This is a genomic window from Idiomarina aquatica (assembly GCF_004362895.1).
GTDB lineage: Bacteria > Pseudomonadota > Gammaproteobacteria > Enterobacterales > Alteromonadaceae > Idiomarina.
In genome coordinates this window covers 55,215-79,234 of sequence record NZ_SNXI01000005.1, presented here as the reverse complement: position 1 = coordinate 79,234, position 24,020 = coordinate 55,215, and the positions used below count along the sequence as shown (strand labels likewise).

General features: G+C 48.6%; 30 protein-coding genes. 15 read left to right on the top strand and 15 right to left on the bottom strand.

Annotated features, from left to right (window positions below; genetic code table 11):
- Window positions 1-48 precede the first annotated feature (48 nt).
- The 6 genes from DEU29_RS05600 to glnS all read left to right on the top strand — a co-directional run bounded on the left by DEU29_RS05600 (window position 49) and on the right by glnS (window position 4,926).
- Entirely contained in the window at window positions 49-309 is a 261-nt protein-coding gene (locus DEU29_RS05600; RefSeq protein WP_133539272.1) for a hypothetical protein, read from the top strand.
- A 13-nt stretch (window positions 310-322) separates the two neighbouring features.
- Complete coding sequence (locus DEU29_RS05595; protein WP_133539271.1) at window positions 323-718, top strand: hypothetical protein; 396 nt, start codon at window positions 323-325, stop codon at window positions 716-718.
- 1 nt (window position 719) lies between these two features.
- Window positions 720-1,496 (top strand): 5-oxoprolinase subunit PxpA, encoded by a 777-nt coding sequence (locus tag DEU29_RS05590; protein WP_208107609.1) that lies wholly within the window; start codon window positions 720-722, stop codon window positions 1,494-1,496.
- 43 nt (window positions 1,497-1,539) lie between these two features.
- Complete coding sequence (gene pxpB, locus DEU29_RS05585) at window positions 1,540-2,253, top strand: 5-oxoprolinase subunit PxpB (RefSeq protein WP_133539270.1); 714 nt, start codon at window positions 1,540-1,542, stop codon at window positions 2,251-2,253.
- On the top strand, window positions 2,246-3,184 hold the full coding sequence (locus DEU29_RS05580; RefSeq protein WP_133539269.1) for a biotin-dependent carboxyltransferase family protein: 939 nt from the start codon (window positions 2,246-2,248) through the stop codon (window positions 3,182-3,184). Before pxpB ends, DEU29_RS05580 begins: the two co-directional genes overlap by 8 nt.
- A 62-nt stretch (window positions 3,185-3,246) precedes the next feature.
- The gene (gene glnS / locus DEU29_RS05575; protein ID WP_133539268.1) at window positions 3,247-4,926 is read left to right on the top strand and encodes a glutamine--tRNA ligase; all 1,680 of its coding nucleotides are present in this window, start codon (window positions 3,247-3,249) and stop codon (window positions 4,924-4,926) included.
- 72 nt (window positions 4,927-4,998) lie between these two features.
- Here glnS and DEU29_RS05570 read toward each other — a convergent pair whose 3' ends face one another.
- The 6 genes from DEU29_RS05570 to DEU29_RS05545 all read right to left on the bottom strand — a co-directional run bounded on the left by DEU29_RS05570 (window position 4,999) and on the right by DEU29_RS05545 (window position 8,531).
- A complete protein-coding gene (locus tag DEU29_RS05570) occupies window positions 4,999-6,039 on the bottom strand; it encodes a saccharopine dehydrogenase family protein (RefSeq protein ID WP_133539267.1) in 1,041 nt (346 codons plus the stop codon).
- Window positions 6,040-6,042: 3 nt separating this feature from the next.
- A complete protein-coding gene (gene fur / locus DEU29_RS05565; RefSeq protein WP_133539266.1) occupies window positions 6,043-6,489 on the bottom strand; it encodes a ferric iron uptake transcriptional regulator in 447 nt (148 codons plus the stop codon).
- A 59-nt stretch (window positions 6,490-6,548) separates the two neighbouring features.
- Window positions 6,549-7,079, bottom strand: a complete 531-nt coding sequence (gene fldA, locus DEU29_RS05560) for a flavodoxin FldA (protein ID WP_133539265.1) — start codon at window positions 7,077-7,079, stop codon at window positions 6,549-6,551.
- Window positions 7,080-7,082: 3 nt separating this feature from the next.
- The gene (gene ybfE, locus DEU29_RS05555; RefSeq protein ID WP_133539264.1) at window positions 7,083-7,406 is read right to left on the bottom strand and encodes a LexA regulated protein; all 324 of its coding nucleotides are present in this window, start codon (window positions 7,404-7,406) and stop codon (window positions 7,083-7,085) included.
- Between the two features lie 27 nt (window positions 7,407-7,433).
- Entirely contained in the window at window positions 7,434-7,649 is a 216-nt protein-coding gene (locus DEU29_RS05550) for a DUF2788 domain-containing protein (protein ID WP_133539263.1), read from the bottom strand.
- Between the two features lie 102 nt (window positions 7,650-7,751).
- Window positions 7,752-8,531, bottom strand: a complete 780-nt coding sequence (locus tag DEU29_RS05545; RefSeq protein ID WP_133539262.1) for an alpha/beta fold hydrolase — start codon at window positions 8,529-8,531, stop codon at window positions 7,752-7,754.
- Between the two features lie 113 nt (window positions 8,532-8,644).
- Between DEU29_RS05545 and DEU29_RS05540 the strand changes: the two genes are divergently transcribed.
- Window positions 8,645-9,133: a replication initiation regulator SeqA gene (locus tag DEU29_RS05540; protein ID WP_133539261.1), complete on the top strand. Its 489-nt coding sequence runs from the start codon at window positions 8,645-8,647 to the stop codon at window positions 9,131-9,133.
- A complete protein-coding gene (pgm, locus tag DEU29_RS05535; protein WP_133539260.1) occupies window positions 9,133-10,773 on the top strand; it encodes a phosphoglucomutase (alpha-D-glucose-1,6-bisphosphate-dependent) in 1,641 nt (546 codons plus the stop codon). Before DEU29_RS05540 ends, pgm begins: the two co-directional genes overlap by 1 nt.
- Window positions 10,774-10,775: 2 nt before the next feature.
- On the opposite strand, the gene DEU29_RS05530 is transcribed toward pgm, so the two are convergent.
- Window positions 10,776-12,065 (bottom strand): MFS transporter, encoded by a 1,290-nt coding sequence (locus DEU29_RS05530; RefSeq protein WP_133539259.1) that lies wholly within the window; start codon window positions 12,063-12,065, stop codon window positions 10,776-10,778.
- Window positions 12,066-12,226: 161 nt separating this feature from the next.
- Between DEU29_RS05530 and DEU29_RS05525 the strand changes: the two genes are divergently transcribed.
- Both DEU29_RS05525 and hda read left to right on the top strand, forming a co-directional pair.
- Complete coding sequence (locus tag DEU29_RS05525) at window positions 12,227-13,306, top strand: DUF2066 domain-containing protein (protein WP_133539258.1); 1,080 nt, start codon at window positions 12,227-12,229, stop codon at window positions 13,304-13,306.
- Window positions 13,306-14,046, top strand: a complete 741-nt coding sequence (gene hda / locus DEU29_RS05520; RefSeq protein ID WP_133539257.1) for a DnaA regulatory inactivator Hda — start codon at window positions 13,306-13,308, stop codon at window positions 14,044-14,046. The genes DEU29_RS05525 and hda overlap by 1 nt, the downstream gene beginning before the upstream one ends.
- Here hda and DEU29_RS05515 read toward each other — a convergent pair.
- The 3 genes from DEU29_RS05515 to arsC are packed head-to-tail and all read right to left on the bottom strand — an operon-like array spanning window position 14,043 to window position 15,387.
- On the bottom strand, window positions 14,043-14,447 hold the full coding sequence (locus DEU29_RS05515) for a DUF2069 domain-containing protein (protein WP_432206871.1): 405 nt from the start codon (window positions 14,445-14,447) through the stop codon (window positions 14,043-14,045). The two genes, hda and DEU29_RS05515, sit on opposite strands and share 4 nt — an antisense overlap.
- Window positions 14,444-15,043 carry an NAD(P)H:quinone oxidoreductase gene (gene wrbA / locus DEU29_RS05510; protein WP_133539256.1) on the bottom strand — a complete coding sequence of 200 codons (600 nt, stop codon included), beginning with the start codon at window positions 15,041-15,043 and terminating at the stop codon, window positions 14,444-14,446. Before wrbA ends, DEU29_RS05515 begins: the two co-directional genes overlap by 4 nt.
- Window positions 15,040-15,387, bottom strand: coding sequence for an arsenate reductase (glutaredoxin) (arsC, locus tag DEU29_RS05505; RefSeq protein WP_133539255.1), 348 nt, complete (start codon window positions 15,385-15,387; stop codon window positions 15,040-15,042). Before arsC ends, wrbA begins: the two co-directional genes overlap by 4 nt.
- Window positions 15,388-15,507: 120 nt before the next feature.
- Here arsC and DEU29_RS05500 point away from each other — a divergent pair, with 120 nt between their 5' ends.
- Window positions 15,508-15,972, top strand: coding sequence for a TlpA family protein disulfide reductase (locus DEU29_RS05500; RefSeq protein WP_133539254.1), 465 nt, complete (start codon window positions 15,508-15,510; stop codon window positions 15,970-15,972).
- Here DEU29_RS05500 and DEU29_RS05495 read toward each other — a convergent pair whose 3' ends face one another.
- Window positions 15,973-17,415 (bottom strand): M48 family metalloprotease, encoded by a 1,443-nt coding sequence (locus DEU29_RS05495; protein ID WP_133539253.1) that lies wholly within the window; start codon window positions 17,413-17,415, stop codon window positions 15,973-15,975.
- Between the two features lie 135 nt (window positions 17,416-17,550).
- On the opposite strand from DEU29_RS05495, the gene DEU29_RS05490 reads away from it, so the two are divergent.
- The gene (locus DEU29_RS05490) at window positions 17,551-18,633 is read left to right on the top strand and encodes an AI-2E family transporter (protein ID WP_133539252.1); all 1,083 of its coding nucleotides are present in this window, start codon (window positions 17,551-17,553) and stop codon (window positions 18,631-18,633) included.
- 10 nt (window positions 18,634-18,643) lie between these two features.
- Here DEU29_RS05490 and bcp read toward each other — a convergent pair whose 3' ends face one another.
- Entirely contained in the window at window positions 18,644-19,117 is a 474-nt protein-coding gene (gene bcp / locus DEU29_RS05485; RefSeq protein WP_133539251.1) for a thioredoxin-dependent thiol peroxidase, read from the bottom strand.
- Between the two features lie 168 nt (window positions 19,118-19,285).
- Between bcp and dapA the strand changes: the two genes are divergently transcribed.
- Genes dapA through purC form a run of 3 tightly spaced genes read left to right on the top strand, consistent with a single transcriptional unit; the run spans window position 19,286 to window position 21,997 of the window.
- Window positions 19,286-20,176, top strand: a complete 891-nt coding sequence (gene dapA / locus DEU29_RS05480) for a 4-hydroxy-tetrahydrodipicolinate synthase (protein WP_133539250.1) — start codon at window positions 19,286-19,288, stop codon at window positions 20,174-20,176.
- Window positions 20,176-21,264 carry an outer membrane protein assembly factor BamC gene (bamC, locus tag DEU29_RS05475; protein WP_133539249.1) on the top strand — a complete coding sequence of 363 codons (1,089 nt, stop codon included), beginning with the start codon at window positions 20,176-20,178 and terminating at the stop codon, window positions 21,262-21,264. Before dapA ends, bamC begins: the two co-directional genes overlap by 1 nt.
- 19 nt (window positions 21,265-21,283) lie before the next feature.
- Window positions 21,284-21,997 carry a phosphoribosylaminoimidazolesuccinocarboxamide synthase gene (gene purC / locus DEU29_RS05470; protein WP_133539248.1) on the top strand — a complete coding sequence of 238 codons (714 nt, stop codon included), beginning with the start codon at window positions 21,284-21,286 and terminating at the stop codon, window positions 21,995-21,997.
- On the opposite strand, the gene DEU29_RS05465 is transcribed toward purC, so the two are convergent.
- Genes DEU29_RS05465 through dapE form a run of 3 tightly spaced genes read right to left on the bottom strand, consistent with a single transcriptional unit; the run spans window position 21,994 to window position 24,007 of the window.
- On the bottom strand, window positions 21,994-22,161 hold the full coding sequence (locus DEU29_RS05465; protein WP_133539247.1) for a DUF2897 family protein: 168 nt from the start codon (window positions 22,159-22,161) through the stop codon (window positions 21,994-21,996). The two genes, purC and DEU29_RS05465, sit on opposite strands and share 4 nt — an antisense overlap.
- Window positions 22,137-22,865 (bottom strand): M15 family metallopeptidase, encoded by a 729-nt coding sequence (locus tag DEU29_RS05460; protein ID WP_243734490.1) that lies wholly within the window; start codon window positions 22,863-22,865, stop codon window positions 22,137-22,139. The genes DEU29_RS05465 and DEU29_RS05460 overlap by 25 nt, the downstream gene beginning before the upstream one ends.
- A complete protein-coding gene (dapE, locus tag DEU29_RS05455) occupies window positions 22,862-24,007 on the bottom strand; it encodes a succinyl-diaminopimelate desuccinylase (protein ID WP_133539246.1) in 1,146 nt (381 codons plus the stop codon). The genes DEU29_RS05460 and dapE overlap by 4 nt, the downstream gene beginning before the upstream one ends.
- Window positions 24,008-24,020: the final 13 nt, after the last annotated feature.

Here is a 24,020-nt window from a genome sequence, read left to right as displayed (position 1 = left end):
CGCTAAGGTAATGCTACGACCAAAGAACAATAACAACAAGGAGTCTTTATGTGGCAACGTGTGTTGGCCATTTTGGTCACTATTACGGGATTACTGTTAGCAGTTCTCGGCGTAGTGAGTGACGAGGATACCACGGTACGTGCAGTGGGTGCAGTGATTATGCTGGTGGGCATCATCTGGCTTTATCGCCAGCCGGCACCACGCTCTAAATCGCCCGATGATGTACCACCGTTGCGTTGGTACCAGTCGCCGATTTTATGGGTACCGATTATCGGTATCGTATTGTTTTTAATTAGCTTGGCAATCTAGGATCCAACGCTCAATGAATTTATCTAAACGAATTGTAATTTTAGCCGGCGCGGTCGGCTTATTCTTTTACACCGCAACACAAGATCAACTCGTGGCGTCGATTGCTGACTACCAATTAGGTTGGTACAAACTCGGCGTTCCGATTGCCTGGGGGTTAGTTTTAGGCGGAATCTTTGCCTTGTTAAAACTACGCAAACTGGAATCCTGGCTGGGGCCGGTTACGTTAGTCGCACAGGGCGTAACGACCATGGGTCTTACCGGCTCGGCGGCTATATTCGCAAAACATCAATTACTGGTACTGATGCTACCTTCACTACAAATCGCGACCATTGGTATCGGACTTTACATATTTTGTGTCAGCTTTACGCGTTTATTGGGCGACGTGGAAGCGCGACAAAAGACTGAGTAGTATGACCAACAAAACGATTCATTTAAACGCTGATATTGGCGAAAGCTTTGGCCCCTGGCAGATGGGGGCTGATGAGTTAATTATGCCCCACATCGACTGGGCAAACGTGGCTTGTGGTTTTCATGCATCGGACCCACTGACTATGTCGACAACCGTCAAACTAGCTAAAAAGCATGGGGTTCGTATTGGTGCGCATCCTGCCTACCCGGATTTGGTTGGCTTCGGACGTCGTCATATGGCCTGTAAACCAGAAGAAATTACCGCCCTGGTGCAATACCAGGTAGGCGCACTACAGGCTATTGCGCAGGGTCATGGAGGTAGCGTGCACTACGTTAAACCACACGGTGCGCTATACAACGACATGTTGAGTGATGGCGCAACCTTTGATGCGGTATGTAAGGCGATTAAGGCATTACAGAATAATCGTGCGCACGCATTACCATTGATGATTATGGCGACTCCTGATAATGACGCCTGGCAGTCGCGGGCTGAAGAGTTCGGTGTGCAACTATTATTTGAAGGGTTTGCAGATCGTGCCTACGATGACGATGGCCGCATTCGTTCGCGTCGTTATGATGACGCAGTTTATGGTGCAGATGAGGATATTGTTGAGCAAGCCAGGCGCTTCAGTTGTGGCGATTCAATTATTAGCGTCGGCGGTTTTCCGCTCGACATCAAAATTGACTCCTTATGCGTACATGGCGATAGCCCCAATGCCATTTCGACGATTAAAAAGTTGCGAGAGCTATTAACTGACAGTGGCTGTGCTAACGCTTAAAAATACTAGCGCTTAAAAATACAGAGCAAAGGGTATAAATCCGATGACTGATGAGGGTGAATTTCCACGTTTGTTAAACGCAGGAGCTGATGCATTGATGGTGCAGTTTTCTGATGTCATCAGTTTGCCGGCGAATCAACAGGTTATTGCATTACAACAGCTTCTTCAGCAGTCGGCGTTGCCGATTACGGACTTGGTGCCGGCCTATTCGACGCTACTGATCTATTATGACGTAACGCAGCTGTCCGAAACGGTATTGCGTGAGTCAGTGAATGATTTATTAACAGAACTTATCGTGGATGACACGGACGAACAGGGCCAACTGCATACCGTTGAGGTTTACTATGGTGACGAAGTTGGCGCTGATATTCAGCGTGTTATGCAACAGCATGGATTGAGTAAAAACGACGTTATTGAGCGCCATACGGCCGCGCCGTTTCGCGTTTTTGCACTGGGTTTTGCTCCCGGCTTTGGCTACATGGGAATATTACCAGACGACTTAGTAACACCGCGGCTACAGCGGCCGCGCGAAAAAATTCCTGCTGGTAGTGTCGCTATTGCTGAACAGCAAACGTCAATTTATCCGGTCGACTCCCCCGGTGGCTGGAATATTATCGGGCGTACCGCGACCCCTCTTTACCAACCTGAACAGGGAATATTAAGTGCATTCAACGTGGGTGATCAGGTGCAATTCAAAGCGATTTCCAAAGCGGCTTTTTTAGAGGCCGGTGGAAGCCTGGAGGCGCTAAATGATTAAGGTACTTGAACCCGGATTGTTGATGACGCTGCAAGATTTCGGGCGCTTTGGTTACTTAAGCAAAGGCTTAACACGCGGCGGTCCCGCTGACGAAAACGCGTTTTTGTGGGCTAATAAATTACTGGATAATCGCTTTGACGCTGCACAACTTGAGATTACGCTCGGTGGCGCAACGTTGCAGTTTGAGCAACCCACGCAATTTGCTATTACCGGCGCAGAAGTTCCGTTAACACTGGACGAGCAGCCTCTTGCTGTGTGGCAAAACTATCAGGCCAAGGCGGGACAAGTACTAAAAGTCGGTATGGCGAAGCACGGCTTACGAGCTTATCTGGCTGTTGCCGGTGGCTTTAGCGCAGAGCCGCAGTGGGGCAGTGTTGCGACTGTAATGCGGGAAAAAATTGGTGGTCCTCAGCAAGACGGCAGTCCGGTGCAGGCCGGGCAAACGCTGTCGGCGCCGCGGGCGGGGCGTTTTGTCAGTCGCCGGGTAAGCTGGAAGTACCAACCGGACTACAGTAAGACTCCCACTCTGGGATTGTTGCCGGGCAACCAGTATGACCAGTTCCCGACTTCAGTCAGAGAAAACTTTTGTTTTCATGACTATACCGTCGACAGTAGCAGTAATCGCATGGGGGTGCGCCTAAAAGGGCAGGCACTAAACTATGAGGGCAAAGGTATTGTGTCCGAAGGAATTAATATTGGCTCGGTGCAGGTACCCCCTAATGGCGAACCTATTATCATGATGTGTGATCGGCAAACCCTGGGTGGCTACCCTAAACTTGGCACTATCAGTCCGCTTGATATTAGTCGTTTGGCGCAGTGTCGTCCCGGCGATAAAGTGCGCTTCAGTCGAGTCGAGATTGACCAGGTACAACAGCAATTAGCGCGTTATTACCGTTTTTTTGATGTGCAGCTAGCTTGTCAGAATGACTAGAAACTGCGATCATACGCGCTATTAACTTTCACAATGATGTTGTAGTTGGAGATTTCAGTCAAATGACAGATACCGAGCACCGGCCGAGTAACTTTATTCGTCAAATTATCGATAAAGATTTGGCATCGGGTAAACATACCGCAATAAAAACACGTTTTCCGCCGGAACCGAATGGCTTTTTGCATATCGGCCACGCCAAATCGATTGTGCTTAATTTCGGTATTGCTGAAGATTACCAGGGTACCTGTAATCTGCGTTTTGACGACACCAATCCACTGAAAGAAAAAGTCGATTACGTCGAATCAATCAAAAAAGACGTGGCCTGGCTGGGTTATGACTGGGACGGCGAGCCCAAGTATTCCTCAAACTATTTTGATCAGCTCCACGCCTACGCCGTTGAACTGATAGAAAAAGGTTTGGCTTACGTTGACTTCTCCAGCCAGGAGCAAATGCGCGAAATGCGCGGCACGCTTAAAGAACCTGGTACGAATAGCCCCTATCGTGACACCGCTGTAGAGGAGAACCTCAAGCATTTTGCCGATATGACGGCAGGTAAATACGAAGAGGGCAAAGCCGCTTTGCGCGCGAAAATTGACATGAGCTCACCGTTTATGTGTATGCGCGATCCGGTTATTTATCGCGTCCGCTTTGCTCATCATCATCAGACGGGTGACAAGTGGTGCGTATACCCGATGTATGACTTTACGCACTGTATTTCGGATGCGTTGGAAGGCATAACTCACTCGTTGTGTACGTTGGAATTTCAGGATAATAGACGCCTGTATGACTGGGTGCTGGACAACATCAGTATTGATTGTCACCCACAGCAAATCGAGTTTTCCCGTTTAAACCTGCAATACGCGGTAATGAGTAAGCGCATTATCAACACCTTGGTTGAAGAGGGCAAAGTCACGGGTTGGGATGACCCACGCGTACCCAGTGTTGCCGGCCTGAGACGCCGTGGTTATACACCAGCATCAATTCGCGAGTTTTGCCGTCGTATCGGCGTGACCAAGATGGACAACCAAGTCGAAATGGGCATGCTGGAAGCCTGTATCCGCGATGACCTCAATGAGAATGCACCGCGCGCGATGGCAGTAATGGATCCGATTAAAGTCGTGATCGAGAATTATCCGGAAGAGCAGACCGAAACACTGAACGCGCCAAATCATCCGAACAACCCGGAGATGGGTTCACGCGAAGTGACCTTTAGCAAAACTGTTTACATTGAGCGTGAAGATTTTCGTGAGTCAGCCAATAAGAAATTTAAACGGCTAGTGCTGGACAAAGAAGTACGTTTGCGTAATGCCTACGTTATCCGTGCAGATCGGGTAGAAACGGATGCAGAGGGTAACGTAACAACGGTTTACTGTACCTATGACCCGGATACGTTGGGCAAAGACCCGGCTGATGGACGTAAGGTAAAAGGCGTTATTCACTGGGTTTCTGCCGAAACCGCAAAGTCGGCAGAATTCCGCGTTTACGACCGTCTGTTTCAGGTACCTAATCCAGCGGCGGAAGAGGACTTATTTTCGACATTGAACCCAGAGTCGTTGGTTATTAAAAACGGTTATGTTGAGGCTAACCTTGCTGACGCACAAGTGCAGAAAGCGTATCAGTTTGAACGCTTAGGTTATTATTGCTTAGATCAGGATGCGGAAAAAGAAGGTCGCTTGATTTTTAACCAGACCGTGGGTCTTCGTGATAGCTGGGCAAAAATAGAGCAACAACAAACCGCCTAATAGCTATATTTGCTCCCTAAACCAAAAAAACGGCCGCCAGGCCGTTTTTTTATAAACCGTTTTTTCTAAACCCTAATCAATAAGATACTGATCCAGCAATTTTGCGCCATACAACCGTGAAGGCGTATAGAAGCCGCCTTTATCAGCGTGCTCAAGCGTGTAAATAGCCATTTCCACAGCCCCCTCGGCAGTAACGGAATAACCATTTTTAACTTTTACCCGCATTTCTTTGCGGTCGCCACGGCCATTGCTAACCTCTCCCCAAACATAGGTTGGGTTCTTGTCTCGCTCTTTGTCGTCAGGGCCTTCGCTCTGTGCGTCAATTTTGGCTTTGAGTTTTTTCTGCACCCATTGCCCGTTGAATATAAAGCGTACCCAATTAAGGCGACGTAAACGTTTGACCAAACGAGGACTGGCCGGAATATAAACTTCAATATTGGGGATTTCTGTGGTGTAAAATGCAGTCGATACATCGCCCCAGGGAATTGTCATCGCGACTTTCTTTTTGCCTGAGCCAAAGTCGATTTCACGATCTTTCCATGCCAGTGGCACGGTTTCGATTAAACTATTGATGCGAGCTGCACCACCCTGGCCGAGACGTTCGACGCTGGTTTTTGCTGTACCGCGACTCATGCGCGAGCCGGAGTCAAAGCCCAATGCTAAATGGGTTGCATCCGGCATTTGTGCATTGAGTCGGGCAGCAACGCAGTCAGTGGGGATCACGTCAAAGCCGACACCCGGGCATAACACCACACCGGCTTGCTTGGCTTGTTCATTTAAACTGTGGGCGTATTCAAAAATATCAATTTCGCCGGTTATATCCAGGTAATGCGTTTTACTGGCAATGCACGCGTGCATGAGCGGCGCAGCGGTGCGGCTAAACGGGCCGGCACAGTTAACAACCAAGTCAACGTCGGCTAGTTGGGCTTTGATGCTGTTAACATCGTTAAGGGGGAATTCGTTAAAAGACAACTGCAGGTGTTGAGCAAACTCGGCTAATGCATCACCATTACGACCTGCGAGAATAGGGGAGTATCCGCGTTTTTTGGCTTGTCGGGCAATCAACTTGCCCGAGTAGCCGTAAGCGCCGTAGATCATCCAGCGCAATGCCATAAACTAATCAGCCTCGGCGGCTAGCTTGTATTCACAGCTTTCGCCGCGTTGGCATTCGCCATATAAATACAAGCTGTGGTTGGTTAGCTTAATTTTATTTTGCTCTGCAATGCGCACCTGGCGATCTTCAATAATGTCGTCTTCAAATTCAAAAACATGACCACAAGTCAGGCAGACCAAATGATCATGGTGATCTTTGGCACTCAATTCAAATACTGAGCGGCCGCCTTCAAAGTGGTGACGGGTAATGATACCGGCGTCATCGAATTGGTTCAGAACCCGGTACACTGTCGCCAGGCCGATTTCGTCCTTTTGCTCTAGCAGAATTTTATAGACATCTTCTGCACTAATATGCTGATTTTCCGGCTTTTTAAGGATCTCGAGGATTTTCATCCGCGGTGAAGTCACCTTGAGCCCGGCTTTTTTAAGCTGTTCGTCGTTAGTTGCCATAATCTGAGTCGCCAATCCGTATTTTTGTTAGCTGCTACAAGTCAGCATACCCTGAAGGCCTAGCTGTTTGCTAGTTCCGCCAGACACATTTCTTCGTAAACCTGAGCACACCACTTTTGAACACGCTCTTTGGTTAGTTCGGGCTGACGATCTTCATCAATGCCTAAACCGACAAAATGATTATCGTCTGCCATACCCTTTGATGCTTCAAAGTTATAGCCTTCAGTTGACCAATGACCAACGACTACAGCACCGCGCGCTTCAACGATATCGCGAACCATACCCATGGCATCAAGAAAATACTCAGCGTAATCTTCCTGGTCACCGCAGCCAAAGATGGCCACGAGTTTGTCAGTAAAATCAATTTCTTCCAATTCCGGGAAAAAGTCATCCCAGTCGCACTGAGCCTCGCCGTAATACCACGTCGGAATACCAAAAAGTAGCAGGTCATAATCTGCAATATCTTCTTTACTGGACTTGGCGATATCTTTTACATCAACAAGCTTTTTACCCAGCTCTTTTTGAATCATCTGAGCGACAGCTTCGGTGTTTCCCGTATCACTACCAAAGAAAATGCCAACGGTTGCCATAAATCAATTTTCACCTGAGTTGATAAGGTTAACGACAGCTGGCAATACTTGTTGTGTATCTGCCAGCGCGACTTTCACAATAGCCTCAACGAACTCACCACGACTACAGCCGACGGATTCGGCCAGTTTGGTCAGTTGTTGGTGCAACTGCTGATCGGTTTTTAATTCAATACGTTTTTTGCCCTGCTGGCGGTCGCGTAATAACTGTTTACGCTTATTAATTCGCAACTGTTCACTGCGTGGCAGTGGGTTGGTGCGAGGCCGACCGCGGCGGGGCTGATCGACGAAAAGATCGATCGTTACTTTATCGTTGTTTGCTTTTGCCATGTCTCGTTGATTAGTCGGTTAACTGTATTACAGACCGGACTCCCAAAAAACTTGAATAATGCCCTTGGCAATAAAGCCGAAACAACCTAGGAACAACACCAGCCATACGATAAATCGGCCAAACTTTGGCACCGCAGAGCGCTTCAGAACATCGCGGATGGCAAGGCCAATTAATAAGAATAAAATGGCCAACGTTATGTTGGTCACCAAAATCTCAATTTCTTCGTAATATTCAGCCAACATCGTTAATGTACCACCCAAGGCTGGTTAAAAACGCACATAGTTTAGCATAGCGGGGCGTAGCTGGCGACCCCGCTACGGGCGATTCTGATGCTGGCTGACGGGTTAATCAGCGGCTAAAAAGTCAGCCACCAGGCGATTGAAAATACGAGGTTTCTCGGCATGTAACCAATGCCCGGTACCCTCGATGACTTTGACATCGACGTCACTAAAGCGTTGTGTAATTGCGTCGCGGTGAGCTTCGGTTAAGTAATTTGAATCACCACCCTTAATAAAAAGTACCGGGCCATCGTACTGGCCGTCACTGACATTACCTGCAATACGACTGTATTGGTCAATCAAGCCGTTAATATTTAAGCGCCATTCATAGCCTGCGTCGGTTTTGCGTAGATTTTTTAATAAAAATTGTCGTACGCCTTGCGTCGAAATGGATTTTGCTAATTGTTTATCAGCGTCACTGCGGCTGCTAATCTGTTGCAGATCAACCTGCTGCAGGGCCGTTAAAATATCGTCATGGGTACCATCGTAATCAGCCGGCGCGATATCGGCAAAAACGGCGCGGGTTACGCGGTTCGGGTTATCCATAGCCAGCTGCATGGCAATTTTTCCGCCCATAGAGTGGCCCACTACAGCAAACTGTTGGACATCAAGCGCATCCACCGTCGTCAGAACGTCTGCAGCCATTAGGTTGTAGGTCATTTCAGCACAATGAGGAGAGTCACCATGGTTGCGGGCATCGACCATGATGCAGTAATAATCGTCTTGTAGGTCGCGAGCCAAACTCTTCAGGTTATCTTTATCGCCAAACAAGCCATGAATAAGCACGACTGCGGGTTTCTGAGCGTCGCCCAGGGTTTGATATTCTAGTGTTACTGACTCTGCCATCCGTCTGCCTTTAATGCTAAACTTTGCGGTAATTTTGCGAGTTTATACTGGACTTGCCACTTTATAAAGTAAACAACGGCAAGCGGGACATAGAGTAGAGGGTAGTGCCATTCATGAAACGGATTGAAGTCGAAGACGATTTATACGCGTACATCGCCGGTCATACACAGCAGATTGGCGAGAGCGCCTCCGATATTCTGCGCCGTTTGTTGGGCTTATCGGCTGTTGCAGATGTTCCGGCGCAAAGGTCGCAGACGGTTAACACAGAGAGCGTGTTTGACCGCTTAAATCAGCAGGATGTTAATGTTCAAAAAAGCGTTGTCGCACGATTCTTACATATCCTGAGCATGCTGTATCGTAGTCACCCAAGCCAGTTTGAGCAGGTATTGTCGATTAGAGGTCGGGACCGTCAGTACTTTGGCCGCTCTGAGGACGAACTACTGACGACCGGCAACAGCACTAACCCAAAACCCATACCGGGCTCGCCGTTTTGGGTGGTGACGAATAACAACACCACCAAGAAAAAATCAATGTTAACGCAGGTTGCGGAGCAACTCGGTTATGATGTTAGTGATGCTGAAAAAATAAGGGACTTTTTGTAATGGCTATGCATGAACGCGCCGGTCAGCCGGCAACGGCGGATGATCTAATTAACATTGCACAGTTAACCAGTGCCTATTATGTGTATGAGCCTGATCCGCGTAACCCTGCGCAAAAAGTCAGTTTTGGTACCTCGGGTCATCGTGGCAGCGCACTAAAAAGAAGCTTTAACGAAGCGCATATACTGGCAATTGCGCAAGCGATTTGCGCGTACCGCGAGGAGCAAGGGATAACCGGACCTATTCTGGTGGGTAAAGATACCCATGCGCTGTCAGAGTCTGCTTATCTAAGCGCTTTGGATGTGTTCCTGGGTAATGGCGTAGAAGTTCGCGTACAAACCGATCATGACTACACGCCAACGCCGGCAATATCGCATGCCATTTTGAGCTATAACCGCGAGAACACCGCGCATCAATGCGATGGCGTGGTGATTACGCCATCGCACAACCCGCCGCAAGACGGCGGGTTTAAATACAACCCACCGCATGGTGGACCAGCAGATAGTGAAGTGACTAAGCGTATCGAGAAATATGCCAACGCGTTGTTGTCGTCAGGACTCATGGGTGTTAATACCTGCGAATCGGAGGACGTTTTAGAGCATCCAAAACTCGTTTTTTGTGACTGGCGTGCTGACTATATTGCTAAACTCGATACGGTTATCGACATGCAGGCTATTAAAAACGCCGGCCTGCGGTTGGGGATTGATGCGATGGGTGGCGCCGGGGCTCGTTATTGGCAGCAGATAGCCACACATTATGGTTTAACCATTGATGTACACAATGCCCATGTTGACCCTGCGTTTAGTTTTATGACGCTGGATAAAGACGGCCAAATTCGCATGGATTGTTCATCGCCTTCGGCAATGGCCGGATTACTAAAACACGCCCAACAGTACGATCTTGCCGGCGGTAATGACCCTGATTACGATCGTCATGGTATTGTCACACCGACTCACGGCTTGATGAATCCGAACCATTATTTAGCGGTCGCTATCGATTATTTATGCCAGCATCGTGACTGGGACGCTGACGTTACAATAGGCAAAACCCTGGTATCGAGTGCGATGATTGACCGGGTGGTTAATGCACGTGGCAGACAATTGCTGGAAGTGCCGGTGGGCTTTAAGTGGTTTGCGCCGGGGCTGGCTAACCGCACGATCGGCTTTGCAGGAGAGGAAAGTGCCGGTGCAACCTTGCTGGATCGCCGGGGCGATGTCTGGACTACCGACAAAGACGGCATCGTGATGGTGTTACTGGCGGCCGAGATTTTGGCTAAAACAGGCAAAAACCCGGCACAATATTACGATGAGCTCTGCCAGCAGCACGGTACGTCGTTTTATGGTCGTGTGGATACGCCATCAACTGCCAAGCAAAACAAAGCGTTTGCCGGTATTCGAGCTTACAAAATTAAGCTACCCGAGTTTGCCGGCGAAGTCGTCCAGTCGATAGCAACTAAAGCGGCAGGTAACGATGCGCAATTTGGTGGCATAAAAGTAAACACCGATAATGGTTGGTTTGCTGCACGCCCATCGGGTACCGAGCCCGTGTATAAAATATATGCGGAAAGCTTTGTTAGCGAGGAACACCTAACACAAATTATTGAAGAAGCTCAGCAATGGGTTACCGAGCTTCTTAATAAATAACGTTAACGTTTAAGGACGGCGTTGCCATCAACGTCGTCCGAGTCCTGCTCTTCTTCTTCCGGCATTTCTTCTGCCATCGAAGTTAACAATTCATCCGACGTTTGCGATGGTGCCAATACCGCAAAACTGCTGTGCAACTGGTCTTCGGCTTTGGCTCGGCGAGTAATGCGATAGAGTGAATACAACCCGACAAACGCGGTCAACGCACCCAATAGTAAGAAGAAAAAGTTTATCGCACCGAACTGCATCAAAGCCGCTACGGCAGGCGCACCGATAATCGAACCTGCTCCACCAATTTTGATAATGGCACCAGTGGCGCCAACCATTTGGTCTCTCTCCAGGTAATCATTGGTATGTGCCATACCCAGTGAGTAAAGCGGCAGAATAAAGGCGCCTAATATTCCCACTGCCAGGTAGATAAGCATGGCATTACCCGCTCCTAACTGCGACAGTATGACTGCGCTGATCGCGCCGCCGCCGGCACAAATGGTAATAACGAAACGCCGGTCGATACGATCCGATAATAACCCGAAGGGGGCTTGTGAAAGCAGTCCGCCGACGATAAATGCAGACATGAAAAAGGTGATTTGTACGATACTAAGACCAATATAAGAGGCGTACATGGGTCCAATACCATAAAACATGGCATAGCAGGCTTGCATTATAAACGCATTAACGACACCCAAGGGTACCGTTTTAAACAGCATGCTGATTGGAACTTTTTTGTTTTCATGAGTTGTGGGTTCAACGGTCACACTGACCAAAATAGGTATCAAAGAGAGGTTGATTAATAGTGCGACAATGGCGAACCCAATAAAGCCGGCTGGATCAGCAACCCCCAAAATCAATTGGCCAGCGATAAGTCCGGCATAGATGATAACCAAATAGATCGATAGCAAGGTACCGCGACTGCGGTTATCGGCCATGGTATTGAGCCAACTTTCGGCAATGACAAACACGCCGGAGATGGCAAAACCGGTTATAAAACGCATCACAAACCAAACCACCGGATCCACCCAAATGGCTTGCACTAAAACACTGAAGGCAGCCAGCGCTGCCAGCCCACCAAATGAACGTATATAGCCAACACGGCGAATGTCTTTTGGCGCTCGCGTGGAGCCAAACAAATAACCGATAAAGTATGCCGACATGATAAAGCCGGTAACCAGGGTGCCAAAATCTTCTATTGTGGCGCGCAAACTAAGCAGAGTACTGGTCATACCGACGCAGACACCAATCAAACTGACACTGGTTAGTAAAGAGCTGATCCCTCGAAGTTGCTTTTTAAGCATGGCCGACCCTGGTTAGAGAATTTATCGCTATTCTAGCGACCCTGATCCGGTTTGACTAGCAAGGTTTTACGATTCCCACAGGCTTATCCACAAGTTGTCACTTGCCGTAAGTAATGGGGCTGTTTAAGATGCACACAAAGATGAGTAATTACAGGTAGGGTATGGATCGATTAACTGGCGTGCTGGTAGCGGTGATGATGGCCTTGTTGCTGGCAAGCAGCAATGTGCAGGCTAAGCTTATCGAGAACTTATATTCTGCGACAGTCGATGTCGGCTCGCAAGACTCGCGATTACGTCAGCAAGCGCTTACCGATGCATTCCGCCAGGTTATTATCAAAGTGACCGGCCAACCTGCACTGGTTGATGACCCTGCTATTAATGCAGCCAGTCGCAATGTCAACGACTTGCTGGTGCAATATGGTTATCAGCGCGAGGGTAGTCAGACTCAGTTAACGGCGACCTTTGATGGGCAAAAATTACGTGACTTATTAGCGGCTAACGCAATGCCCTACTGGGGTAGTCGGCGACCACAATTATTACTGTGGATGGCGACTGATACACGCGGTAAGCGCGAGATGATAGGGAGTTCTGACGAATCGGTCTTTACTCAGCAACTACGTTCAAAGGCTAAACAATTAGCGATACCTATTCAGTTGCCAATACTGGATTTAACCGATTCAATGCAAGTTAGTGTAACGGACGTTTGGGGACGCTTTATTGGTCCCATAAAAACCGCGAGTACACGCTATGCAACGGATGGTTTTGCGGTGGTGCGAGTTACTGAAAACCCGCAGGCAGAAGATGCAGATAAGCGCTATCAACTTGACTGGCGTGTTGATGTTGATGACAAACGTTTGCAAGGTATCGTTTATGCGTCCAGCACCGATTGGCTGGCCGAGCCTTTTATTGCTGAGCTGGCGCAAACACTGGCTGCCGAGTACAGCGTGATAAATTCAGATCAGCAATCACTGGTGCAAGTACCGTTATCGATTGCCGGTCTGGAGAACTGGCAACAGGTGTTGGCGGTAGAATCGTTTCTGCAATCGATCCCGTCGGTCGATGCGATAAAGCTGGATCGTTATGCCAGGGAACAAACTGATTTTGTGGTAACAGTTCGTGGTAGCGAGGATAATTTATTGCAGAGTATTCAACTGGATGGACGCCTCAGATCACAAGAGATTAGCCCCTTCGTAAATCCCGAGCTTCGCCAGCAAACGATTTACCAATGGGTGGGAGATTAATGGTGGCAAGAGCGGCCCGACATCATCCGCAACAGCTACCGCTTCAGGTGCAGCTACCTGACGATGAACTGTTCAGTACCTACTTTGCGGGAGCCAATGGCGAAGCGGTTGCCTGGTTAAAGCAGTTAGCCTCGCAAACCAATGAGCCAGACAGTACTGACCGTTTTAGCTGGCTGTCAGGGCCGGTAGCGAGTGGTAAAAGTCACTTATTACATGCAACAGTTGCCGCTGCGTCAGCTGCGGGAACCCGGGTTATGTATCTGCCGGTTGCTGAATTTGCTGATGTGACTGAACCCCGTTCGTTACTAGATGGAGCCAATGACTTTCAGTTACTGCTATTAGACGATATTGATCATGTGCTGACAGCATCTGACTGGTGCTTTGAGCTATTCGCATTGCTTAATAGCGTACTGGATCGCGGCACCACCCGAGTAGTGATGTCTGCTTCTCAGGCGGCTGTGCAAACTGATGTGGAACTGGCTGATCTTAAATCACGTTTGCAATGGTCAACAGCGTATCAATTGCAGCCGCTCAGTGACGATGACAAAGCGCGTGCGCTCATATTGCGGGCGCACTGGCGAGGATTAGATTTACCTATGGATGTTGCGTTATTCATGTTGCACCGGCTGGGCCGGGATATGCGAGCCTTGTTGCGCTCGCTCAATACCCTGGATACCGCTTCGATAGCAGCACAACGGCGCTTAACAATTCCGTTTGTTAAGCAGGCCCTGACTATTTAGTCGTCGCTATTATTTTTCTTTTGCTTCTTTAATCCTAACCCCAGGGCGCGCCCTTGATATCGGGCAAAGCCTGTTGCTCCAATAAACGCACCGGTGGTTAATAGCAGTTCCGTTACGGCATACCAGAATTCATCTGGGTGCGTATAAATGGCAGTTAAACCATGTAAGAAGTAAAACATCAGGATAAAGTTAAACCACGCATGGGTGTAAGGTTTGCCTTTGACCAGTCCGGGTAACGGCAGTAACAGAGGTACGACCCAGAACAGTAATGCCAGTGGTAGTGGCAGCGATACTGAACTATCTGGTGTCAGCATTGTGTGCCATAGGATCACAAATGCCAGCAACGGCCAATAGCAAAGCTGCGTTAGAACACGATAAAAACCGGGTTGTGTAGGCATCATGAGTGACTGTCCTCAAACTGAGTCTGGCGGCAGGCAAGCGCGATTTGAGCTATGCGTTTACCAAGTGCTGTTGCGGTCTTTCGCTCGTTGGGATGTAATTTACCATCTTCGTTAAACAGCGTGGCACCGTATGGCGAACCGCCGGCTTCCCGACCATGAATACTCGGCTCTGAATAAGGCACACCGGTTAACAACATGCCATGGTGCAATAACGGCAGAGCTAACGACAGCAACGTCGACTCCTGCCCACCGTGCAGCGATGACGTTGATGTAAATACGGCGCCGGGCTTGTTGATAAGGACGCCTTTAAGCCATTGATTACTGGTAGACTCCCAAAACTTTTGTAAAGCCGAGGCCATATGACCAAAACGCGTCGGACTACCGAGTATCAGCGCATCGCAAGTAGCCAAGTCGTCGGTCGACACGGTTAAATCTCTGCTACAGGCTGCGTCATTGTCCGTTGCAACCGTTCGCAGTAGCGCTTCAGCTCCGGCTTGTGCGACACCTTCGGCAATTGCGTCAGCAAGTTGTTGGGTGGCGCCGCCACGGCTAAAATAGAGTATTAAGACGTTACAAGGCTCAGTAGTTGTGGTCATATAATATCCAATACGGCTTCCGGAGGACGCCCGATAACGGCTTTATCATTGGCAATAACAATAGGGCGTTCAATCAGCTTCGGGTTATTGACCATGGCGGTAACTAACTTGTTATTGTCATTTTCATCCGCCAGACCTAATTCTTTATAAACGGACTCCTTGGTTCTCATTAACTCGCGCGGTGATTTATTCAGCAGCGTCAGAATACGTTCTATTTCAGCGGCATTAGGGGGCGTCTTTAAATATTCAACGATCTCCGGCTCAATCCCTTTATCTTTAATTATTTCGAGGGTTTGGCGTGACTTGGAACAACGCGGATTATGAAAAATAGTAACGGTGCTCATAGGATTGACTGTTCTCCGTTTTTTAAGGCAAGCTAGCGTAACGATGTTAGTGTACTTACGGTAGATAGTACCGCAAAGCTTTAACTCAAGGCAAAGACTGCACAATACAGGATAATAATAATGAAAAACTGGTTAAAGCCGTTGGCCGGCACAGCAATCGTTTTAACAACATTGTTAGCGGGGTGTTCAAAAGCACCGGATGTCGTTACCACCCATGATCAAGAGTTAGACTGGAATAATTTACAAGGGCCGGTGGTGGTCAATTACTTTGCCGAGTGGTGCGCTCCTTGTTTGCGCGAACTGCCGGAGTTAAATGAGTTTTATCATCAGGACATAGAATCTACATCAAATCTGCAGCTAGTAGGGGTTAGTTTTGATCCGCTGGATAACCAGCAAATTAAAGCGCTGGCGGAACGGCATAGCATCGATTATCCATTGGCATTAGCACAACCTACCGCAAAATTCCCATTTGAACGCCCTAAAATGCTACCTGCGACCTACGTCATTTTTGCCGACGGGAGTGTTAAGGGACCGATGATGGGGGAGCAGACACTAGCCTCGCTGCGTGAAGCAGTAAAACAGTAATTACATCAGGTTTTGTGCTTGCTCGAGTTGCGCCCGTAACTGATCAATGCGGGCATTGAGTCGTTTGTGTGTGATGTCACTGTTAGTGTGGTTATGCGCAGTATGTAATTGGTCAATTGCTAATTTAAAGTTGCCTCTGAGAGCGAGCGCTTCCGCTCGAGTTTCGTACATTGCGGCACGATTTGCGCTGCGCTCGTAAGCGGCAGTCAATAAGTCCAGGGCAAGCACGTGCTCCGGGTTCTCCAGCAAAAAGTGGCGCAACAGATCAATGCTTAGCCCAATTTCACCAGCTTCTATTGCCGCATTAGCGAAATTAAGCGTAATCACCTGCTCATTCGGACTGCGTTGATAAGCCTCTCGCAGTAGTGTTAAGACATCGTCGAAACGCTCTTGCTGCAATAAAATATCGGTTTTTACGTCAAGGTAAAAGCGGTTGCGCGGCGACTCTTGTAGCAATGGTCGCAGGAGTCGTTCAGCCTTTTCAGCTTCGCCGCTGTCCAATGCCCGGATAGCTAACGCATATTGACCGTAGCGCTGCATCATCGGATTATCACTTTGCGCCATGTCGAGTAATTCCGACTGCGTACTTGCGCGCGTGTAGCGGGCATCGACTCGCGCCTTGGCCAGGTGAAAGTCCAGGCTAGGGGCTACGTCAACGCGGCGCATATTCTCAGCCCGGGCACGGGTATCAGCAATACGCGCTTCAGGGAGCGGGTGGGTCATTAACATTTCCGGCGGCTTACTGACATAACGGTACTTTTCTGCCAAACGACCAAAAAAGCTGGGTGCGCCGGCAGGATCAAAACCCGCACTTGCCAACACCGACATACCGATTCGATCAGCTTCCTGCTCGTACAAACGGGTGTAATTAATCTGTGACTGCTGGCTCATGCCCATGGTGGCATACAGTCCTGCTGCGCCTGCATCCGCACTGGCCATGCCCAACAAAATTGAGCCGACCAACCCGGCAATAGTCATTGGCATACTGCGCTGCTGCTCTTGCATGCGCCGCACAATATGGCGTTGGGTTACGTGCGCTATTTCGTGCCCCAGCACCGCCGCGATTTCTGATTCATTGCGCGCTTCCTGAATTAACCCCGTATGGACGCCGACGTAACCGCCCATAAATGCAAACGCATTGATCTCGGCGTTATTAATCCAGAAAAAATTAAAGGGGTAGCGGACGTTATCTGAATTTACCACCAGACTGTTACCGAGGTCAGCCAGATAGCTGTCTAATACCGGGTCACTTATAATAGGTGCCTGCGCCCGAACCTGTCGCATATAATAATCACCAACTACTCGCTCTCGTTCAATAGTCATAAATCCCGCGCCGGTGGTTCCCATTTGGGGTAGGCGTGAGTGGTCCTGCGCTGCGACCGCAGCACTAAACATTAGCAAGGTGCTAAGTAGTGTCGTGAATAGAAGACGAAAGGATGGCATGTACCGCTCTTGTGTAACCAACAATCTGTTGCTATGAGTAAACAAATAAAAAATAGTTCCTTTTTACTCTATGGGGTTATGGAAAGAATGCAAGGGCTGATATGATTTAGTCTTACGTAAAGGAGTCGTGTCACGATGCTGGACTATTTAAAGCAGTGGTATAATCGCAAGTTCTCTGACCCGAATGCGGTTACCTTATTTTTACTGTTAGTATTTGCAGTTGCTACCATTGTTTTCTTTGGCAGCTTGCTCGCACCGGTACTAATTGCGTTGGCTTTGGCTTACCTGTTGGACTGGCCAGTGTCGCGACTAATGAATATGGGGTTATCGCGCCTAACAGCCAGTATCATAACCTTTACGTTGTTTGTCACCATTGCGTTACTGGTAGTGGTCACCCTGGTTCCAGTTATCTGGCAGCAAAGCACCACACTAATTACTGAATTACCTGAGATGCTGACTAATCTGCAGATCTGGTTACACAAGCTACCTGAGTTGTTTCCCGCGTTTGTCGATCAGGCGCAAATTAACGAGCTGGTGGCGGGCATGCGCAGGCGGGCGATTGGTTTGGGTGAACAATTAGTCACCTTGTCGCTGAGTTCACTAAGTAGCGCTATGTCAGTACTGGTTTACCTAATCGTAGTACCGTTACTGGTCTTTTTTATGTTGAAAGATCGAGACGAGTTGATGTCTCATCTTAGCCGCGCCTTGCCTTCTAACCGCCAGCTAATCAGCCAGGTGGGGCAGGAAATGAACCTGCAAATCATGAATTATATTCGTGGTAAAGCGATTGAAGTGGTGGTGGTCGCGATAGTTAGTTTTATTACTTTCTTTAGCTTTGATTTGCGCTATGCAGCCCTGTTGTCAATCATGGTTGGGTTTTCGGTGCTAATTCCATACATTGGTGCCGCACTGGTTACCATTCCTGTTTTGTTGGTGGCGTTTTTTCAGTTTGGGCCCAGCTCTACGTTTACCTGGATTGCGGTGGCTTATTTTATAATACAGGCGCTGGATGGAAACGTGTTGGTTCCGCTACTGTTTTCAGAGGCCGTTAGCCTTAATCCTGTTTACATTATTGCCGCTGTGGTAGTTTTTGGCGGAATTTGGGGATTCTGGGGCGTGTTTTTCGCTATCCCACTGGCCAGCCTGGTTAAAGCGGTATTAACGGCGTGGTCCAGTGGCATAGAAAATACAATATACGAGGCTAAGTCAACAAATTAATGCCGACAAATTAATCGTTGTCGGCTAACGCCTCGAGAACCACGTCGTGGTGATTTTTTGTTTTGAATTTATCAAACACGTGGCTAATTTTACCGTCTTGCTCAATCAAAAAGCTAATGCGGTGAATGCCGTCGTATTCCTTACCCATAAATTTTTTCGGACCCCATACGCCAAACTGATCAGCCACCTTATGATCCTCATCACTTAACAGGGTAAAGTTAAGTTCGTCACGCTCTGTAAACTTAGCCAGTCGTTTAGGAGCATCCGGACTAATACCTACCGAAATAACGTTATGTTTTGCTAATTCCTCTTTAGCATCCCGAAGATTTTGAGCTTGAACCGTGCAGCCAGGGGTCATTGCTTTTGGATAAAAATATACGAGTACCCGGTATTGCTTTAATAAATCAGCCAGAGCGACTTTTTCTTCATTTGCATTCAACAATTCGAATGCCGGTGCTTTATCACCTGATTTTAAACGTTCCATAGACTACTCCTTGGTTGCAATTACATATCCGCCTTTTGTTATAGGATACATTAGCAGGTTTTGGATTAAAAATAGATGGAACCAAAGTGCTTAGCTATGTTCCTAGTCTTGTCTTTATGGTGGTGTACCTTTACCATTAGAAGCCGAAAATTTTTAAACGGAGCAGATATGCTAAAGGGTAGTATCGTCGCGTTGGTCACGCCTTTTACCAAATATGGGAATATCGATTACAGCGAGCTGGAATATTTAGTTAATCGCCATTGTGAGGCAGGCACCGACGCTATCGTAGCGGTAGGGACCACCGGAGAATCGACGACGTTAAGCCATGAAGAGCATATTGATGTTGTCAGCGCAATGGTCGAGCTTGCTGATGGGCGCATTAGCGTCATTGGCGGAAACGGTTCTAACTCGACCAGTGAAGCGGTTCAGTTGACAGAGAAGATGAGTCACCTGGGCGTCGACGGATTTCTAAACGTTACCCCTTATTACAACAAGCCCTCGCTTGCGGGGCTGGTTGCGCATTACAAAGCCTGCGCTGAAGCAAGCGATAAACCGCAAATTTTGTACAATGTGCCGGGTCGTACCGCATTGGATATGACACCCGATATGATTGAAGCGTTGGCAACAATCGACAACATCGTGGGTATCAAAGAGGCCACCGGCGATGTCGCGCGCGTGCAGGAATTAAGACAGCGCTGTGGCGATGAGTTCATATTGCTAAGTGGTGATGACCCAACTGCGCGTGAATTTATGTTAGCCGGTGGTGATGGGGTCATCAGCGTAACCGCCAATGTTGTTCCGGCTAAGATGAAAGCGCTGGTTAGTGCTGCCACTTCGGGAGACCGCAGTGCTGCTGAGCAAATCGATGCTGAGCTGGACGCGTTGCATCAGGTGCTATTTATTGAATCTAACCCGATACCGGTTAAGTGGGCATTGGCGCTAATGGGTTGGTGTAGCGCTAATTACCGACTGCCATTAACACCACCGGAAGCGCATAGCCAAGAAAAAATAGAAGCGGTACTTGCCGACCTCGATTTATTAAATTCTCAGGAGTCATAATGAAATTTACGCGCGTTGCTACTGTTGTAGCCGCAACCATCGCTGTTTCAGCGTGTTCAAGTGGGCCAAAAGAGCAGGCTAGTGGTGACTTTGATTATGTTGAAATCAATCAGTCAGAGTCGTTAACCATTCCCGGACAATTAGAACAGCCAGCTAACCCTGGAGATTATCGCGTAGAAACCGAGAAGCAGTATCCCGGTGCTGTTGGTGGCAACGTCAATGTCATGTCCCCGCGTTTAGTGCGACCGGTAGCCTTGGGTAGTCGCGTGCTGGAGAATGAGCAACAATCTACGGTGTATTTTGATGTCGTCGACGGTATGGGACGTTCAGTTGCTGATTTCGTCTGGCGAGCGGCGGAGCGTGTTTTAGAGCGTCGTGGCATTAGCTGGCAACAGCAAGCGGAACATCGCTGGTTAACTGAACCTGTAAGCCGTGCCGTGGAGATTGATGACGATAGCAGCTTCTGGGACTTTACTGACAGTGAAACGCGTCAGTTACAGCGTTCGTTCCGCTACCAGTTACAACAGCAGCCGGCAGAACATCAACGTACAACTTCACTGACCATTGATCTGGTTGACGCGACAGAGCAACAAGATGGCCAGACGGTGGCAATGTCAGACATTCGCCAAACCAATACCGAAGTCATGCTGCTCAACGCAATCATCTCTGAAGTCAATCGTCTGCAGCAACAAGCGGTGCTTGAACAGGGTAATCAGGTCGTGCCTTTATCGTTGGCTTCTAATAACAATCAGGAACCTGCCTTTATTATCGGCATGAACTTTGAGAATGCCTGGCCGCTTGCCGGACTAGCATTAGAGGCTATCGGCTTGACTGTTGATGACCTTAACCGTGATGCAGGAACGTATTTTGTCGAATACAGTGCACCTGACAGCGGCTTCCTCTTTATGGGCGGCGATGATTACGATGCGCTTGATATTGAAGAAGGCGAATACGAAGTTCGTTTGGTAGAATATAATGATGATACCGCGATGACTGTCGTCAAAGATGGCGAAGTGGTACCAGCAGCCTGGTTACAGGCTATCGAAGACGCTTTTGCAACTGCCTTGCAAGAGCAAAATCAACGTTAATATAAGGGTCTGTCCAGTCATGGAAAAACGCAGTGAGTTGTACCGCGGCAAAGCAAAAACTGTTTACCAAACCGATGATCCCAACCGATTGGTTTTAGAGTTTCGCAACGACACCTCAGCCTTTGATGGCGAGAAGGTCGAGCAACTCGACGACAAGGGCATGGTGAACAACCGCTTTAATCATTTTATTATGACGCGGCTGGAAGAGGCGGGTATTCCGACGCAACTGGACAAACTGTTGAGTGACAATGAGTCACTGGTTAAAAAACTGGAGATGATCCCGGTTGAGTGCGTTGTTCGCAATATTGCGGCAGGCTCTCTGGTTCGGCGTTTGGGCGTAGAGGAAGGTAAGGAACTGAATCCGCCAACGTTTGAGTTCTTCCTGAAGAACGATGCGCTGCATGACCCGATGGTTAACGAGTATCATATACAGGCTTTTGGCTGGGCAAGCAAAGAGCAAATAGAGCAAATGAAAACCCTCACGTTCAAAGTCAATTCGGTACTTAAATCGCTGTTTGAACAGGCTGGTTTACTGTTGGTGGATTACAAACTTGAATTTGGTGTAGTCGACGGTCAGTTGGTGTTGGGTGATGAATTTACCCCTGACGGCTGCCGTTTGTGGGACGCTAAAACACGCGAAAAACTCGACAAAGACCGCTTCCGTCAGGGCTTGGGCGGTGTCGTTGAGGCTTACCGTGAAGTCGCTCAGCGTCTGGGTGTAGAACTTAGCTAGTCGTCACCTTTATTTTCGTCGCTGTTATTGCCGGGTGAATTTTTTTCATCCGGCTTTTTATTGCCCGGCCATTTGAACTTACTGGTGTATTTAAGCACCATCAAATTACTTACAATTACGCCAATCACTAAAAGGATGATTAGCCACACCATGTATTGGTCCATCCGTTGTCCTCGCAAATGTTATCAATGTATTGTTGGCGAATTCGATCGATATTAGCCAAAATCGCTGACTGCCCGGCGATATCTGCCGATGCTATTATCTGTTTGAGTACGGCTGGTGTCAGCTGAGGTAATAGCCGGCAACTGAGCGGTCGGTAACTTAAATGCCAGGGCTCTTGCGCAACGCCGCCCTGATACCGCGCATAAGGGAAGAAAAAGCCAAATTCACTGGCGTGTTCTGTCAGCCATTGCCAAAGCGAGAAGCAAGGCCCCTGTGGATCGCAATATTCAGACGGGACTAGCTGTAATTGACGCTCGGTGTTGGTAAATTCAGTAGGATCATAAACGTCTAGGTCGGTTCCCCAATGATGACGGCTAGAGCCCGGCAATGCCGACCAGTGAAGGATCGCGGCCAACTTTTCATCATCTGTTAATGCAGTTACGTCCAGCTCCCGGCCAGATTGATCGCGAAGCATGAGCGCTCCCGACCATTTCCGATTCCAAATACTCAGTTGGCGTTCAAATGAGCGAAAGCCGGAGGCGATTGCTAAAACTATGCCCTGACTTTTCGCCGCGGCACGCATCTCAAGGTATGCCGATACAGCTGACGGGTGAAGCAAGCCATTCTCTGCGGGTATAGCAACCACATGGCTCTGATCTTGTCCGCAGAGTTGCTGTACTGACAATGACAACTGGGGCATGGTCATGATTGATCCAGGCTTTGATTAAGCGCAACCAGTGTATGGCAGTAAATAGCCGTTAGCTTGTCCAGGTCATCGACGTTGACACACTCATTGACCTTATGGATGGTTGCGTTAACGGGGCCTAACTCGATAACTTGCGCGCCGGTTGGCGCGATAAAGCGACCGTCTGATGTGCCGCCGGCGGTGGACAACGTTGCCGGTTGCTTACACTGCTGGCTAATTGCCGTTTGCACGGCGTCAACGAGGGTGCCGGGCTCAGTTAAAAAGGGTGGTCCATTGAGTTTCCAGGTAAGTTGATAATTCAACTTATGGCGATCAAGAAGCTCGCTAACCCGCTGCTTAATTTGTGCTGCAGTTAACTCAGTAGAAAAACGAAAGTTGAATTGCACGTCTAAGCGGCCGGGAATGACGTTGCCTGCACCGGTACCCGCATGAATATTCGATATTTGAAACGTTGTCGGTGGAAAATAGCTGTTGCCATTATCCCATTGTTCAGATGCCAGCTCATGCAGTGCGATCGCTGCTTCGTGAACCGGGTTTTGTGCCATATGAGGATAGGCAACATGGCCTTGTATGCCATGCACTACTAAGTCACCTGTTAAACTGCCACGACGACCATTTTTGATAATATCGGCAACGCGATCGGTACTGGACGGTTCACCGACAATACACCAGGTAATTTTTTCGTTGCGCTGCTCCAGTGTCTCAATGACGCGTTTAGTGCCGTTAATAAACGGACCCTCTTCATCGCTGGTAATTAAAAAGGCAAGATCGAAGGGCAATGGTTGCAGATTTTTGGCCAGAAACTGTTCCACGGCGACTACCATTGCCGCCAGACTGCCTTTCATATCTGCCGCGCCCCGACCATAAAGCATTCCGTCTTTTAGCGTTGGCTCGAACGGAGGCGTGTCCCAGTCATTCGGATCACCGGGTGGGACTACGTCAGTATGGCCGGCAAAGCAAAAAACCGGCTTGCCGGTTCCGCGACGCGCCCACAGGTTAGTGGTGTCCTCAAAAACCAAGGTTTCGCAATCAAAGCCCAATGCAGCCAGCCGTTCTGCAATCACGCGTTGGCAGCCTTCATCAGCCGGTGTTATCGAGGGTCTGGCAATTAAGTCTTTTGCCAGTGCTAACGTTTCACTCATAACGTGATTCCTG

Bases quoted from the DNA above. Each gene is read 5' to 3' on its own strand.
- DEU29_RS05600 (WP_133539272.1), top strand. From the start codon at position 49: ATGTGGCAACGTGTGTTGGCCATTTTGGTCACTATTACGGGATTACTG.
- DEU29_RS05595 (WP_133539271.1), top strand. From the start codon at position 323: ATGAATTTATCTAAACGAATTGTAATTTTAGCCGGCGCGGTCGGCTTA.
- DEU29_RS05590 (WP_208107609.1), top strand. From the start codon at position 720: ATGACCAACAAAACGATTCATTTAAACGCTGATATTGGCGAAAGCTTT.
- pxpB (WP_133539270.1), top strand. From the start codon at position 1,540: ATGACTGATGAGGGTGAATTTCCACGTTTGTTAAACGCAGGAGCTGAT.
- DEU29_RS05580 (WP_133539269.1), top strand. From the start codon at position 2,246: ATGATTAAGGTACTTGAACCCGGATTGTTGATGACGCTGCAAGATTTC.
- glnS (WP_133539268.1), top strand. From the start codon at position 3,247: ATGACAGATACCGAGCACCGGCCGAGTAACTTTATTCGTCAAATTATC.
- DEU29_RS05570 (WP_133539267.1), bottom strand. From the start codon at position 6,039: ATGGCATTGCGCTGGATGATCTACGGCGCTTACGGCTACTCGGGCAAG.
- fur (WP_133539266.1), bottom strand. From the start codon at position 6,489: ATGGCAACTAACGACGAACAGCTTAAAAAAGCCGGGCTCAAGGTGACT.
- fldA (WP_133539265.1), bottom strand. From the start codon at position 7,079: ATGGCAACCGTTGGCATTTTCTTTGGTAGTGATACGGGAAACACCGAA.
- ybfE (WP_133539264.1), bottom strand. From the start codon at position 7,406: ATGGCAAAAGCAAACAACGATAAAGTAACGATCGATCTTTTCGTCGAT.
- DEU29_RS05550 (WP_133539263.1), bottom strand. From the start codon at position 7,649: ATGTTGGCTGAATATTACGAAGAAATTGAGATTTTGGTGACCAACATA.
- DEU29_RS05545 (WP_133539262.1), bottom strand. From the start codon at position 8,531: ATGGCAGAGTCAGTAACACTAGAATATCAAACCCTGGGCGACGCTCAG.
- DEU29_RS05540 (WP_133539261.1), top strand. From the start codon at position 8,645: ATGAAACGGATTGAAGTCGAAGACGATTTATACGCGTACATCGCCGGT.
- pgm (WP_133539260.1), top strand. From the start codon at position 9,133: ATGGCTATGCATGAACGCGCCGGTCAGCCGGCAACGGCGGATGATCTA.
- DEU29_RS05530 (WP_133539259.1), bottom strand. From the start codon at position 12,065: ATGCTTAAAAAGCAACTTCGAGGGATCAGCTCTTTACTAACCAGTGTC.
- DEU29_RS05525 (WP_133539258.1), top strand. From the start codon at position 12,227: ATGGATCGATTAACTGGCGTGCTGGTAGCGGTGATGATGGCCTTGTTG.
- hda (WP_133539257.1), top strand. From the start codon at position 13,306: ATGGTGGCAAGAGCGGCCCGACATCATCCGCAACAGCTACCGCTTCAG.
- DEU29_RS05515 (WP_432206871.1), bottom strand. From the start codon at position 14,447: ATGATGCCTACACAACCCGGTTTTTATCGTGTTCTAACGCAGCTTTGC.
- wrbA (WP_133539256.1), bottom strand. From the start codon at position 15,043: ATGACCACAACTACTGAGCCTTGTAACGTCTTAATACTCTATTTTAGC.
- arsC (WP_133539255.1), bottom strand. From the start codon at position 15,387: ATGAGCACCGTTACTATTTTTCATAATCCGCGTTGTTCCAAGTCACGC.
- DEU29_RS05500 (WP_133539254.1), top strand. From the start codon at position 15,508: ATGAAAAACTGGTTAAAGCCGTTGGCCGGCACAGCAATCGTTTTAACA.
- DEU29_RS05495 (WP_133539253.1), bottom strand. From the start codon at position 17,415: ATGCCATCCTTTCGTCTTCTATTCACGACACTACTTAGCACCTTGCTA.
- DEU29_RS05490 (WP_133539252.1), top strand. From the start codon at position 17,551: ATGCTGGACTATTTAAAGCAGTGGTATAATCGCAAGTTCTCTGACCCG.
- bcp (WP_133539251.1), bottom strand. From the start codon at position 19,117: ATGGAACGTTTAAAATCAGGTGATAAAGCACCGGCATTCGAATTGTTG.
- dapA (WP_133539250.1), top strand. From the start codon at position 19,286: ATGCTAAAGGGTAGTATCGTCGCGTTGGTCACGCCTTTTACCAAATAT.
- bamC (WP_133539249.1), top strand. From the start codon at position 20,176: ATGAAATTTACGCGCGTTGCTACTGTTGTAGCCGCAACCATCGCTGTT.
- purC (WP_133539248.1), top strand. From the start codon at position 21,284: ATGGAAAAACGCAGTGAGTTGTACCGCGGCAAAGCAAAAACTGTTTAC.
- DEU29_RS05465 (WP_133539247.1), bottom strand. From the start codon at position 22,161: ATGGACCAATACATGGTGTGGCTAATCATCCTTTTAGTGATTGGCGTA.
- DEU29_RS05460 (WP_243734490.1), bottom strand. From the start codon at position 22,865: ATGACCATGCCCCAGTTGTCATTGTCAGTACAGCAACTCTGCGGACAA.
- dapE (WP_133539246.1), bottom strand. From the start codon at position 24,007: ATGAGTGAAACGTTAGCACTGGCAAAAGACTTAATTGCCAGACCCTCG.